10 protein-coding genes are annotated in these 13,992 nt (G+C 52.4%); 6 read left to right on the forward strand and 4 right to left on the reverse strand.

Features of this window, described 5'->3' with window-relative positions; translation table 11 throughout:
- The first annotated feature begins 61 nt into the window (after positions 1-61).
- The 5 genes from SIB88_RS06225 to SIB88_RS06245 all read left to right on the forward strand — a co-directional run bounded on the left by SIB88_RS06225 (position 62) and on the right by SIB88_RS06245 (position 6,579).
- The gene (locus tag SIB88_RS06225) at positions 62-799 is read left to right on the forward strand and encodes a response regulator (protein WP_412557638.1); all 738 of its coding nucleotides are present in this window, start codon (positions 62-64) and stop codon (positions 797-799) included.
- A gap of 131 nt (positions 800-930) precedes the next feature.
- Positions 931-2,628, forward strand: coding sequence for an ATP-binding cassette domain-containing protein (locus SIB88_RS06230; RefSeq protein WP_412557639.1), 1,698 nt, complete (start codon positions 931-933; stop codon positions 2,626-2,628).
- Complete coding sequence (locus SIB88_RS06235; RefSeq protein ID WP_412557640.1) at positions 2,625-4,739, forward strand: ATP-binding cassette domain-containing protein; 2,115 nt, start codon at positions 2,625-2,627, stop codon at positions 4,737-4,739. Before SIB88_RS06230 ends, SIB88_RS06235 begins: the two co-directional genes overlap by 4 nt.
- Positions 4,740-4,741: 2 nt before the next feature.
- Positions 4,742-6,103 carry an HlyD family type I secretion periplasmic adaptor subunit gene (locus SIB88_RS06240; RefSeq protein ID WP_412557641.1) on the forward strand — a complete coding sequence of 454 codons (1,362 nt, stop codon included), beginning with the start codon at positions 4,742-4,744 and terminating at the stop codon, positions 6,101-6,103.
- 80 nt (positions 6,104-6,183) lie between these two features.
- On the forward strand, positions 6,184-6,579 hold the full coding sequence (locus SIB88_RS06245; protein ID WP_412557642.1) for a response regulator: 396 nt from the start codon (positions 6,184-6,186) through the stop codon (positions 6,577-6,579).
- A 113-nt stretch (positions 6,580-6,692) separates the two neighbouring features.
- Here the strand turns inward: SIB88_RS06245 and SIB88_RS06250 are convergent, their stop codons facing one another.
- Positions 6,693-9,737: a response regulator gene (locus tag SIB88_RS06250; RefSeq protein ID WP_412557643.1), complete on the reverse strand. Its 3,045-nt coding sequence runs from the start codon at positions 9,735-9,737 to the stop codon at positions 6,693-6,695.
- Positions 9,738-10,124: 387 nt separating this feature from the next.
- Between SIB88_RS06250 and SIB88_RS06255 the strand changes: the two genes are divergently transcribed.
- A complete protein-coding gene (locus tag SIB88_RS06255) occupies positions 10,125-11,027 on the forward strand; it encodes a LysR family transcriptional regulator (RefSeq protein WP_068519432.1) in 903 nt (300 codons plus the stop codon).
- Between the two features lie 47 nt (positions 11,028-11,074).
- Here the strand turns inward: SIB88_RS06255 and SIB88_RS06260 are convergent, their stop codons facing one another.
- The 3 genes from SIB88_RS06260 to SIB88_RS06270 form a co-directional block, all read right to left on the reverse strand.
- Complete coding sequence (locus SIB88_RS06260) at positions 11,075-12,355, reverse strand: TRAP transporter large permease (protein WP_068519433.1); 1,281 nt, start codon at positions 12,353-12,355, stop codon at positions 11,075-11,077.
- A 49-nt stretch (positions 12,356-12,404) separates the two neighbouring features.
- The gene (locus SIB88_RS06265) at positions 12,405-12,914 is read right to left on the reverse strand and encodes a TRAP transporter small permease (RefSeq protein ID WP_101245651.1); all 510 of its coding nucleotides are present in this window, start codon (positions 12,912-12,914) and stop codon (positions 12,405-12,407) included.
- A 78-nt stretch (positions 12,915-12,992) separates the two neighbouring features.
- Positions 12,993-13,991: a TRAP transporter substrate-binding protein gene (locus SIB88_RS06270; RefSeq protein ID WP_114113657.1), complete on the reverse strand. Its 999-nt coding sequence runs from the start codon at positions 13,989-13,991 to the stop codon at positions 12,993-12,995.
- Position 13,992: the final 1 nt, after the last annotated feature.

A 13,992-nucleotide genomic window follows, 5' to 3' on the forward strand; every position in this document is an offset into this window, starting at 1 on the left:
AAAGAAATGCACTTTTGGTTGCAAAATGTTATTGAATTGTAATGCCTAGTGTGCAATTGAAATGGGGTCTTTTTTGACACAAAGCCTGACCATCATGATCGTGGATGACGATCCTGATATCACAAATCTTCTTGAGGTTTATTTATCCGAAGAAGGGTATGAGGTCGTTGTTGCCCATACAGCCCAGGCAATGTGGGAATTGTTGGATAGCCAGACAATTGACCTGATACTGCTTGATATCATGTTGCCGGACGGAGACGGTTTTGACCTGACGCGGAAGTTGCGCGAAACGCTGACTTCGCCGCTGATCATTCTTTCGCGCAAAAGCGACAGCATCGACCAGATTGTCGGTCTTGAGCTTGGCGCGGATGATTATGTCACAAAGCCGCTGGAACCGCGTAACCTGTTGGCACGCATAAGAAGTTTGTTGCGCCGAACCAATCTGAATAATGCCGCCCAACCGGCTGCACCCGCAGCGGGCGACAAGCACATCCGGTTTGCCGAGTGGTCACTTGATGCCCAGACACATCGTCTGACGCATGACAATGGTGACGAGTTTACGCTGTCGGCAAACGAGGCAGAATTGCTGTATTTCCTGGCAAGCAATAGCGGTCAGGTTCTGTCGCGCAATGACCTTTCAGTCGCGGTGAGTGGCCGGGAATGGGAATATATGGACCGCAGTATCGATATCCTGATTGCGCGTCTGCGCAAACGGATTGAACGCGAACCTGCCGAGCCGGAATTCATCCAGACGGTGCGCGGCAAGGGATATGTTTTCAGCAATTCCGGCAACAATTGACCGTTTCCCGAGCATATCGACAAGAACAATCGCATAACAATTCGCTACAGACCCAAAACTGAAAGGTGTTTCCGCCTCGTACTAAACTCCGAGCATGAACTGAGCTGGCAATTCGCAACCAGGGAAATTTCATGTCAGAGTCAACGACGAGCCAAACACAGGTTTTGCAGGCAGCAGGAAAGACACGCGGCATTCGTTTGAATGAAGCGCTAACCCTGTTTGCTGCGTCTGCAATGCTGAACCTGCTGGCTCTGGCGATGCCGGTTGCGATCCTTCTGGTTTATGACCGGGTATTGCCGAGCTCCTCTATCCCGACATTGACAGTCTTGCTGATCGGCATCGTCATCGTGGTGGCGTGCGACATGCTGTTGCGGTTCTCGCGGCAGGCCATTCTGGCCAAGGTTTCCGCCCGGCTTGATTATTCCCTGCGTGAAAAGACATTTTCGCGCCTGTTGCGTCAGAGCTTCCCGACGGCGGCACGCATTCCGTTCGGTGTTCTGAGCTCGACCTTCAATATCGCCAACAGCAAACGCGAATTTACCTTGCTGCGGGCACAACTGATCGCGGATTTGCCATTTCTGATCGGCATTCTTGCGATTGTCGGGTTGATTGGTGGCTGGCTGGTCATGATGCCGGTGACGTTGCTGATGCTGTTTGCAATTGTCATTTCGATTTTGGCCGTTCTTCATACGCGGGCGTCAAAAAGCTACTTCGATAGCGAAGATGTGCGTCAGCATTTTCTGTCGGGTGTTTTTGACAATCTGGGCCATGCCAAATCGCTGGCATGCGAGGTCGCGCTTTCCGACAAGTTTGTAAACATTCAGGGCGCGCATTCCGAAAGCCTGCGCCGGATGAAGTTCCTGTCAGCATCCAGTGTCGAGATCTTTACCTTTGTCACCCAGGCCCTGATCGGGTCGGTGATCGTGGTTGGTGCGCTTTCGGTTTTGTCGGGCAATATGACCTATGGTGGTCTGGCGGCGTGCACGCTTTTGACCGGTCGTTCGATCGAGCCGCTTAAAACCTGCTATCAGTTCCTGATGCAGTTCCAGCTGCACCGTCTGAACAAACAGCGTGAAATCCTTAAACTGAAGCTGGGCCGTGCGACCGATGCGGCACCGTCAGCGGTCAAGCTGCCGCGTTGGAGTGCCGCGCCGAAACTTTCGCTTTATCAGGTCAGCGTCTGCCGGGTTGGTGAAGATCAGGCCTGCCTTGAAGACATTACGGTTGATATCGAACCGGGCACGATTGTCAGCATCGAAGGCGGCCGCGGTGATGGCAAAACCACATTTTCGCGGGCACTTCTGGGGCTGTGCCCGATCGTGGGCAATATCACCATCAATGGTATCCGCCTTGAAGGCAGTTCGGCCGAACTCATTCGCAGCAACACAACCTATATCGGGACATCGCCCCAGTTGCCGGAAGGAACGGTGATTGATGCGCTGACCATGGGCAACCAGGATAACTATGCCGATGTGCGCTATCTGAGCCATCTGATCGGACTTGATCAGGCGGTCAAGCGCCTGCCCAAGGGATATGCAACCGAAATCGGTTCAACCAATACCGCACTGCCGACCGGATTCCTGCAAAAGATCGCAATCGTGCGGGCCCTGGCGGTGAAGAAGAAATTCATCATTCTTGATGATGCAACATTCGGTCTTGATGCCAACACCGAAATCCGTCTGTCGCGGTTGATCAAGGCCCTGTCGGGCAAGGCAACTGTCCTGATTTTCAGCGACCGCGAAACCCTTAAGGCTGTCTCGTCGCGGCGCTTCAAGCTGTCCGAAGGCCACTTACAAGAAATCAGAACCGTGGAGGCGAGAGCAAAATGACGCTTACTCCAGTTACCACAGCAGGCCGCACGACAACCGAGAATGCCAAGGATCCGTTCGAGGGACTTCGCTTCGAAGGGCTGCACAGGCTTTTCGTCAAGGCGGGTTTGGCTGTTACGACAGCAGACCTTGCAACCATCACGCAGAATTATGAGCGTTTGCAGCTTGAAGATATTGCAAAATTCTCGCTAAGCCTTGGCGCATCCCCGGAACTGGTGAACGGATCGTTGCGCGATACGCTGTTCTTCGGGTTGCTGTGTGTTTTCGAAACCAGCGAAGGCAATCTGATTGCCATTGCCCCGAACGGGGATGGCCCGCCCATCTGTTTGCGGATCGATAATGGTCTGGAAACAGAAATGCCGGCGCTTGATTCGATCGGGCGCGCATTGGTGTTTTCGGTTGCCGAAAACAATCGCAGCAATGCCGGTTCAATTCGGGCCACCATTTTTGAACAGATTTCGCAATATCTTGACGGGCACGGGCCGCTGATTGCCTTTTTGACGCTGGTATCAAGTACCCTTGGTCTGGCATTGCCGCTATTCACACTTGCCATTTATGACCAGGTTCTTGCGGCCGAAAATACAACAATCCTTGCCTATGTGATTGTCGGTTTCATGCTTGCCGTGGTTGGTGAGTTTTGCGCACGGATGATCCGTGCCTGGATATTAGCCAAGGTTTCCGCCAATACCGAATTCCGGGGCAATACCCGGATTTTCAGCCGTTTGCTCAAAATCTCGCACACCGAATCCCGGATGTTTGACAGCCGCCTTGGCCTGACCAGGATGCGTGATGTTGAAACCGTGCGTAACTTCATTACCGGTCCGGTCGGCATGGCGCTGATCGAAGGTCCGGTCAGCATCATCTATTTCATTGCACTTGCGGTGTTGGGTGGGTGGCTTGCGGCGGTGCCGGCACTTGTGGTTGGTGGTGGCGTGATGCTTATTCTGGTGCTGCTGGCGCCGCCGTCATCGCGCAACATGCTGACGATCCAGAAGGCCGATGATTTCAATCTTGTCTGTCATGAAATTGCCCGTCGTCTTTTGACCATCAAACTGGCGGCACGTACGCAGAACTGGCTCAACAGGTTCCGTGATGCATCAGCCCGCCTGTCAGAAGCAGACCGTCTGCGTCAAAGCAAATTGCATCTTGCGCGCATCATTTCGTCGGGTCTTGGTTCGCTTGCTGTCACAGCAACGCTTGGATTTGGCACAATTGCCGTTCTGGACCAGAATTTGACAGTCGGTGCGCTGATTGCCTCGGTTGCGCTGGTCTGGCGGATCATGTCCCCGGTGCCATCAATGCTTGAAGCCAAGCTGCGCTGGAACGACACCAAAAATTCGATGGATGTCTCGCAGGCCAATGCCGACATGATGTTTGACAATTCGGCGGCCGACGGCACGGGCAACCAGATCAAGGGCATCAATGGCAACATTTCGCTCAGCGGTGTGACCATTACCTTCCAGCGCGGTATTTCCCCGGCACTTCGCAATGTGTCACTTGAAATCACCGCGGGCGAAACCATCGCCATTACCGGCCATAGCGGTTCGGGCAAGTCGGTTCTGCTTGATGTGATTGCAGGGACAACCGCCCCGCAGATCGGCACAATCACGATTGATGGCGTATCGCCAAGCCATGTGCCGCCGAACGTTTTGCGTCAATCGATGTCCTATATGTCACGCGATACGATTCATCTGCCCCTGACCATTCGTGAATATCTCGAACATGCCGATCCGTTCGACAAGACGATCTCGGCAGAACTGATCTGCAAGCAGATGGGCCTTGAATTCGAAGTTCAGCGGTTGCCAAGCCGCTACAACACGTCGCTTTGCGATCTGGACCCACGAAGCAGCCTGGGTCGCATTCTTTCGATGGCGCGTGCGTTCTATTGTCGTCGCGGGTTGCTTCTTCTTGATGAACCCGATGCCGCCAGCATTCAGTCGCGTCATCTTTTCATGTCGGAAATCGAAGAAAGACGCGGCAAATCGACAACCATTTTCACCACGCACGAGCCGGAATATCTTCGTGTTGCCGACCGCGTGCTGGTTCTTAATCAGGGAATGCTGGTGCGCAACTGTGCGCCAAGCGAACTGTCCCAGAAGCGGGGAGCTTGATCATGAGCAAGAACAAGTACGCCATCCCACAGGGCGATACCGGGAAACCAAACAACAGCAAGTTTGCAGTCGACGCCCCTGTGACAGCGATCCAGTTGTTTGACAAAAAATCCACCCACCGGCCGGCCATGTTTACGGTGGTCTTCATGCTGGTCTTCTTCCTTGGTGCAACTGTCTGGTCAACCCAGACACCGATGGCCGAGATTTCGGTCAGTTCCGGTGAAATTGTGCCGGTTGGCGCTATCCAGCGTATTCAGCATCTCGAAGGCGGAATTTTGTCTCATCTTGCGGTCAAGGATGGTCAGCACGTTACCGAGGGACAGTTGCTTGTCAGCCTGGCCCCCGATATCGCGCAGTCCGAACTTGAACAGCTTGAAACCCGTTTGATGGCCGTCACCATGAAATACGGGTTGCTGAAATCCGCCGCCGAGGGAACGACACCCGCCGAACTGATGCAGACCGGTGTCTATTCCGAAATTGCGGAAACGGCATTGAAAGCGTTGAACAGTCGTAAACAGCGTCTGGTAAGCCAGCTTGATGTTCTTCGTCAGCAGGAACGCGAACGCAAGGCTGAACTGACAACGATAACCCACCAGTCCAATGCGCTGGGCGAACAAATCGATCTGATGCAGAATCAGGTCGACGGGCGTCAGATTCTGGTCGACAAGGGACTGTTCCCGCGTCTGGACTTCATTCAGGATCAGCGTGAACTTGCCCGTCTTCAAAGCGAACGCATGGCATTGATCCTGGATGCGGACCGTATCAATGAACGTGTTGTCGAAGCACGCCAGCGTATGATCGAAATGGAAATGACGTTCCATGCCGAACTGACAGCCGAACTCAGTGCGCTTGCTACCGAGGCCGCTGAACTTCGTCTGGCAATCAAACGTGCGGTTGATCGTGTCAAACGTCTGGATATCACGTCCCCGGTGTCGGGATACGTCAAAGGGATCGATATTGAAACGATCGGCGGGGTGATTACGCCGGGTGCGCAGATCATGGAAATTGTGCCCGATGACAGCGAACTGATCGTTGAAGCCCGTCTGTCGACAAATGATGTCGGACATGTGACCGTCGGTCAAAGTGCCAAGATCAAAGTTCTGACATATGACTATACCCGCTATGGAACAATCGAGGGCACGGTACAGCGTGTTTCGCCATCGACATTCTTTGACGAAGACGGAACCCCGTTCTTCAAGGCGGACATCGCCATGAACAGCTATATCGTAGGTGAAGAGGACAAATTCCTGGTCAGTCCGGGCATGACGGTTCTGGTCGATATCATCACCGGCGAGAAAACCCTGTTCAAATATCTTGCATCCCCGATCATCAAAAGTTTCGATGGCGCATTGCACGAAAGATAAAAGGTTACATTGAAATGATGGCAACCAATGGTTTAACATCATAAAATAGTTAAACCATTGGCGGCGAATGAGTGACTTATATGTTCAGTGTCAATCCGTTAAGGCATGTGTGGGTCGTTGATGATGACCCGTTGATGCATGAGGTTTGGTTTGCTGCAATTGGAGAAGATCAGGAATTCGAGTTGAAGCTCTTTCATTCCGGCGCAGAAGTGATCAATGCGCTTGAAGAAACATCCGGTCCCCAATTGCTGGTGATTGACATGAATTTGTCAGATACAAGCGGCGATCAGCTGTTGCAGGAATTGCGCAACTTGCCAAACTTTCACCGAACGGCGGTCATTATATGTTCTGCCAACCTGTCATCTTATAACGATGCCGTTGGCACGACATTGCCGCCGATTGGCTGGATGAAAAAGCCCCTTAATATTATTGAGATCAAAAACCAGATCCGTACGTTTTGGCGTGAGATCGGGTAATCAATCACAAATCAATCAAAACAGGCTTTGAAGAAGAACAATCAATGCCGATGATTTGCATCAGGCGATGATGCAAAGCCTTTTCTGGCAGGGGGGACGGATTGCATAAGGGCCTATTGGCCTTTGGCAAGCTGCTTCTGGACCCAGTGCATGACCTTGTTCACCAGCCGGTCGGGTTCGATCGGCTTGGTGATATAGTCATTCATTCCGGCATCCAGGCATTTTTCCTTTTCACCCGACATTGCATTGGCGGTCATGGCGATGATCGGAATGTTTGACATGACAGGGCCAAGAATGCCGCTTCTGATCTGTTTGGTGGCTTCGAACCCGTCCATGCCCGGCATCTGACAATCCATCAAGACCGCGTGAATCGGCTCGGAAGCATGACGCATGGTTTCGAGTGCCTCGGCACCGTTGGTTGCGGTCAGCAGGGTGAAATCCATTCCCGACAGCAATCCCTTGGCGACTTCGATATTGATGGCATTGTCATCGACAATAAGAATGGTCGCCAGTTTGTCAGATGCCGCATTGGCATCCGCGGTGCTGGTTTGGGGGGCGTCGTCAGTGATCGCTTGCGGGGCCTTTGTCGCGGACGGCGTATGCGGCGCGGGTTGCTGGCGATGATCCGGATCCAGATTGGCAACCAGTTCGGAATAGCTGACCGGTTCGGACAACCAGTTTGTCTTACCCGAATATTTTAACGGATTGCGCCGGAAGTTCTGCACGATCAGCAAGTGCGGTGGTGTATCGCCATCGGTTGTCAGGGTGCTTAGAAACGCACAGAATTTTTCAAGTTCGCGATCGGTGTGATCGGTAATTGCAACATCGGGCAGCGGCCGTATTTTGTCTGATACTGCGTCTGTCTTCATGTTGATGACATCACCGCCAAGTCGTTTGATCAGGCGCGATACCGCAATGACAGCTTGTTCATGCGCAAGATCAAGCAAGACATACTTGTCTTTCAGAAGTGCCGGAACGGAACGTTTTTTGGCGGTTTTGGCATCGAAATACACATGGAAGAAAAAGCGGCTTCCGGTTCCTTTGGTGGAATCAAAATTGATGTCGCCATGCATCAGCCCGCAAAGCTGCCGACAGATCGACAATCCAAGGCCGGTGCCACCGAATTCGGATGAAATCGATGTGTCTTCCTGGGTGAACGCGGTGAAAAGCTTGTGTTTGTTTTCTTCTGAAATGCCAATACCGCTATCTTCGACGGAAACATCAAGGCGAATGCGTTCGCCTTCAACTTTGCTGGCGACAAAAATACCGACATATCCCTCGTCGGTGAATTTTATGGCGTTGCTCAGAAGATTATTGAGCACCTGTTTCAAGCGTGTGGCATCGCCATACAGTTCAATATGATCAAGATCGACCGTATCAAGGATCAGATCCAGACCCTTTTCACGTGATCGAATGACCGATGAACTTGCAATGGCTTCAAACAGTTGCAGGGGATTAAACGGCTTGCTTTCAAATTCCAGTTTCCCGGCTTCGATCTTTGACAGATCAAGGATGTCGTTGATCAATGTCATCAGGGTCGAACAGCTGGTTTCGGCCATCAGCAGGTATTTGCGCTGATTTTCGGTCAGTGGATCGCGTTCGATCAGTTTATGGGCACCGACCATGCCGTTTAACGGGGTGCGCATTTCGTGACTGACATTCGAGATAAAGGCACTTTTCATGTCGCTTGCCTGCAACGCCTTTTTGTGGGCTTCGGCAAGTTCGGCTGTACGTTTGGCAACTTTTTCCTCAAGCTCGGCATTGGCGCGGCGGATCTGGCGTTCGGCGATCCTTTCCTGGGTCACATCACGGGCAATTACCGCCGCCCCGGTGATCCCGCGCCCGTCGCTAATGATCGGGGAACAGGTCAAAAGAAGTTCTTTTTTGTCGGTGCTGGCCGAAACAAACGTAGCGTCAAAGGACACAGGTGTTTTTGACGTTGTGACCTGTTTGATCTTTTCGGCAAAATCGACATCCGGCAGGATGTTGAGATCGGCAATATTGCGCCCGATCGCCGTGCCGCGTTTGATTTCAAAAAGCTTTTCGGCGGTTTCATTGACGCTGGAAACCGTTCCGGATCGCTTGAGCCCGATCACCCCGTCAGAAGAACTGCGGATGATTGCTTCGTGTTCTGCGCGGGCATCGGCAAGATGAATGCTGTTTCTGTATCCACGCAGCAAAAGCAAAAGGGTGATGGTCATGATGATAATGGAAACCGCCGCAAACCCGTAAGTCGACAGGCGCCTTTTCCAGATCACGTCGGCGACCCGTTGCGATGCAATTGCGGCATACAGATGCAATACGGATGCCGGGTTTGACGCAAACTGAATGGTGGATGCCTGAATATAAAATCGGCGGTTCGAACTGAGTTCAGTCGCGGTAATCAGGCCGGTTTGTTCGTTTTCGCGGGTGTCGTAATCTTTGTCCCAGCGATGTTCCGGCAGCAAATCCCGGCTGAACCGGTATTCTTCAAGCGGATGGGCAATATAAAATCCGTCATCATCGGTCAGGATGATTTCGAAATCGCCGGTGACTTCTTTTTGCAGACGCGTCAGAAGGTTCTGCGCGTTGATATTCATGATCAGAAAGCCAAATCGCGTGCCGTCTTCGTTAAAGATCGGCAGCGACAACCGCAAGGTTGGCCGGATCGGATATTCAATCTGTCCGAATTCCTGGTTCAAATTGATGCGTGAAACAAACAGCTCATCTGGTTTGAGGGCGGCGGAGTGGGCGAAATAGTCGGTTGTGCCCTTGTCCTGAAGCATTTGGTTAGGCACGGCATAAATATTGCCGCCCCTGCGGTTCACCCGGACAAGTTCGGATCCGGCATCATTGGTCCGGATGATCCGCAATTGATCGATCGATGCATTGTTGTGAAGCATCGCGATGAAAATCGTCTCAAGACGAAGCTTCCACTGGTCAAAACTGGTGCCATCAAACGGGTCAATGCCGCCATTGCTTTCCGCCCGCGTCAGCCCCGAAATTGGCGGGGTCGCGTGCAGGAAGCTCAGATTGTCGCGAAACCTGTAAAGATCGTTGAGCAGAACCGAACGTCCCTGCGCAAGAAGCTGCTGCAGGTCCTGATTGGTGTCGCTGAAGACTTCCTGTTCAACCGACTTTTCGTAAAAGAAAATGAAGCCCGAAGCAGCGCTCAGCAAACACAAAATGCATATCGGCAAAAGCCACCGAGATGTATCCTTCACATTCCCTGTCACGAAGCTGCGCATGCATTGGTTCCTCAAGTCACCTTATCTGGGCGACTTTGTTTGGGTGGCTTCGCCTATAGATTGTGTTTGTTGAGAAGGATTTAAACATCACAACCGAAATTAGCCCGATTGTTTCAACTGCGCGCCACAATGCAATCATAGCGTGTAATGAATTTCGGTCAATTGCGCGGGTAAACAAACGCTATTTTCCTGCTGAAACCGGGCAGAAGTCGTTTCAACAAACTGCCATTTCCGGTATGCTCACAACGTCAGAAAAAGGACCGGTCTGCTTGGCAGCAGGTGTATTTAACCTTTGCAAATCCACAGGAATTTTGACGGTTGCAAGAACCCCATTTTGATCTGAACTGGGATGACTTAAAGCATCTTCTGGTATTGTCACGCGAAGGCACCCTGTCCGCAGCAGCAAGGGTTCTTGATACGTCGCGCGTAACGGTCAAGGCGCGGATATCCAACCTTGAAAACAGTATGGGTGTCCGTCTGTTTTCACAGGACAAGACCGGCTATAAACTGACCCGCGACGGGCGCGATCTGGCCAGCTATGCGCTTGAATGTGAACGTCAATTACGGCTTGCTTTTGCGCAGCAGAACAGTCCCGCAGCCCCGCGCCTGAAAATCCGCGTCGGTGTTGTAGAAGGCATCGGGAACGGGTATCTCGGTGAAAAGATTTCCTGGTGGCTTCGTGGACAGAATATTGATTTTGAACTGGTTTCACTGCCCAAGCAGGCCCGGATCACGAACAGAGAAGCAGATATCTGTGTAACCTTGGAAGAACCCGAAGGTGAAAACATCATCAAAAAGGTTCTCACACCCTACACATTGGGCATCTATGCCAGCGAAGGCTATATTGCCGAACACGGCCCGCTTAAGGGATCGCAGGATGTTCTTGACCATATGTGGGTCGGATATGTCCGGGATCATATTTTCTCCCAGACCCTGAATTATCACGAAGAACTTTCACCAAATCTGAAATATGCGTTCCGCGGAACCAGCATGGTGTCGCAATTATTTGCCACGGCTGCCGGGCTGGGACTGGGGATTTTCCCGATCTATCTGATTTCGGAATTTGATCTGGTGCGGGTCTGTCCGGAAATTGCATTCGAGCGCAAATACTGGATTTCCTCGTCGAGCGACCTGCATCGGTTTCCCGGTTTGATGTCCGTTTGGAAATTTCTGCTCGAAACCTGTCAAAAAGACCGGCGACTGTTCTTTGAAGGAAATTAGCGGGACCGGATTTCTCCGGCCCCGCCAACTGTTCGGATCGTTTTACCTTATTGCGCGTAGATCAGGTCAGGAAGCCACAAGGTAATCCATGGCACATAGGTGATCAGGATCAGGGCAACAATCATGATCGCGATAAACGGCAGACAGCCGCGCAAGACATCGCGCAGCGACATCTTTGATACCCCCATCGCGACAAACAGGTTCAGGCCGACCGGCGGTGTCAGCATGCCGACCGAGAAGTTCACAACCGTGATCAGGCCAAAATGCACCGGATCAATACCGACCTGGGCGGCAATCGGTTGAAGCAACGGGGCAAGAACGATGATGGCCGATGCACTATCAAGGAAAAAGCCGGTCACCAGCATGACAACATTGAACAGGGCCGCGATGGTGAAGGGATCGCTTGTGTTGCTCAAAACCTGTGATGACAGGTTCCCCGGCGCCCCGGTGATCGTCAGAAGCCACGAAAAGGCCGATGCCCCGGCTGTGATCAAAAGCAATGTCGCGGCAATGGCGCCCGACGATTTCAAGATGCTTTTAAGCTCGTCAACGCCAATCTGCTTATAGATGACGGCCCCGACAAACCAGCCATACATGCAGGCAACTGCCGCGGATTCCGTGGGGGTAAAGATACCGGAATAAATGCCGCCCAAAAGCAGGAAGGGCAGACCAAGACCCCATGCCGAGCGACGAATGGCCAGAAGGAAGGCCGCGCGTGTCGGGAAATCTTGGCGCGGATAGCCGCGACGGATGGCAAAAATCACACAGGCTGCAATCAGAAGCGCCCCAATCAGAAGGGCCGGACCAACACCGCCGGCAAACAGTTTGCCGACCGATGCCCCGGTCACAGAGCCATAAATGATCAAGCCGATACTTGGCGGAACAATCGGGCCAAGCGTTCCGGCCACCGTGATCAGGCCGATAGCAAAGAAGCGGTCATAGCCCGCGGCCACCAGTGCCGGGAACATGATGCTGCCAATGGCAATGACCGTTGCCGGACTTGATCCCGAAATCGCCCCGAAAAACAGGCAGGACAGAACGGTTGCCGCAGCAATACCGCCCGGGATCCAGCCAACCAGAACGGTGGCAAGATCGACCAGTCGTTGCGACAGGCCGCCAATGCGCATCAGTTCGGATGCAAGAATGAAGAACGGAATGGCCATCAACGAGAAATTGTTCATGCCTGCGAACATGCGCATCGGAACAATTACCGGATCAAATGGTCCCCAGAAACCGACGGCAACAACAACGGCAAAGGCCAGTGCCGCAAAGATTGGCAACCCAAATAGCAAAAGGCCGCCGAATGAAAGCAATAGTCCTGATAACATTATTCTTTTGCCCTGTTAAAAACCGGGAATCAGCTTCGCGAAAAGCAGCTTACATGGCGCGAAGGTTTTCTTCTGATGCTGCGATCTGCTTGCCCTGTCGCAACTGCACGAACGCATAGCCATAGCGAAACAGCGACAGAAGCCCGGAAACGGGAATGATTGCGTAGATTGCTGCGACCGGGATGCGCAAGGCAGGCGACAGCTGGCCACGATCAAGCGTATTGAGGAAAAGTTTCCCGCCGAAATAGACCAGTGCACCGGCAAAAAGTATTCCGAGAACAATGGCAATCATTCGAAGAACGGGGATGTGTTTTTCCGGAACAAGCGCATCAAGAAGGTCGACCGAGATGTGGCTGCCAAGCCGGATGCCGATACTGATGCCGACAAAGCTCATTACGATGATCGAATAGAGTACAACTTCTTCGGCCCAGTAAAGCGGCGCGCTGAAGACATAGCGCATGACCACCTGAAGAAATGTCAGGCAAATTGCGACGGCCATCAGAAAGATCATGGATCCGTCTTCGAGCCGGGCAAGAGCCTTGTCAAATTTTTCGAACATGTTGCCGTCCCATTGTCAAAAAACCGACTTGCAAGAATGCGTTCCTGCAAGTCGGTCCATCATTTCGAAATGTGCAGATTACTTGGGGCCTGCGCCGGTAACTGCATAAATGGAATTGATCAGTTCCGGTGTAACTACATCGGCGAAGGCTTCATGGACAGCGAAACTGCCTTTGATGAAGGCTTCTTTTTCAGCATCGGTCAGGCGATGGACGGCAATGTCCGAGCTGATTTTTGCCAGTTCTTCTGCCTCATACTCATTGGTGAGTTCGCGGGCCAGATCACGGGCATTGTCGAATGCGGTAACAACAATGGCGCGCAGATCATCCGGAAGCGAGTTCCATGCATTTTCGCTCATGACTGCGGCATAGCCGTGATAGGCATGTGACGACAGGGTCATGTATTTCTGAACTTCATAGAACTTCATCGCAACGATGTTGGCGATCGGGTTTTCCTGCCCGTCAACGACACCGGCCTGCAGGCCGCCATAAACTTCGGCAAAGGCCATCGCGGTCGGATTTGCACCCCATTCATTGTACTGGGTCAGGATGACCGGTGCCTGCATGGTGCGCATTTTGATGCCGGCAAGGTCTTCTACCGAGGTGATTTCACGCACATTGTTGGTGATGTTACGGAAACCGGCACCCCAGAAGTTGACGCCATGCATGCCGTGCTGATCAAGGGTATCAAGGATCGAACGACCGACTTCGCCGTCAAGAACCTTGACCATCATTTCTTCGCTCGGAAGGATGAAAGGAAGATCAAGAACCTGAAGCTTCGGCTCGAAGTTGCCCAGGGTCGCGGTCGGCGGAATTGCAATCTGTACCAGATCGTTTTGCAGCTGCTCGATAATGTCGACATCACCACCAAGGCCACCAGCCGGGATCACATTGATCTCGATGCGGCCATTGGATTTTTCTTCGACTTCTTTTTCGAATGCGCGTGCTGCCTTGCCATTGGGCGTGTCTTCCATAAGAACATGCCCGAAGGTAAAGGTGAATTCCTGTGCCAGGGCAGGTCCGTTGAAACCGGCCAAAGCGATTGCAGTTAATGCCGCAAATTTGAACTTGCTGTTCATT

This window comes from Thalassospira sp. MIT121401, from assembly GCF_047125595.1.
Lineage (GTDB): Bacteria > Pseudomonadota > Alphaproteobacteria > Rhodospirillales > Thalassospiraceae > Thalassospira > Thalassospira povalilytica.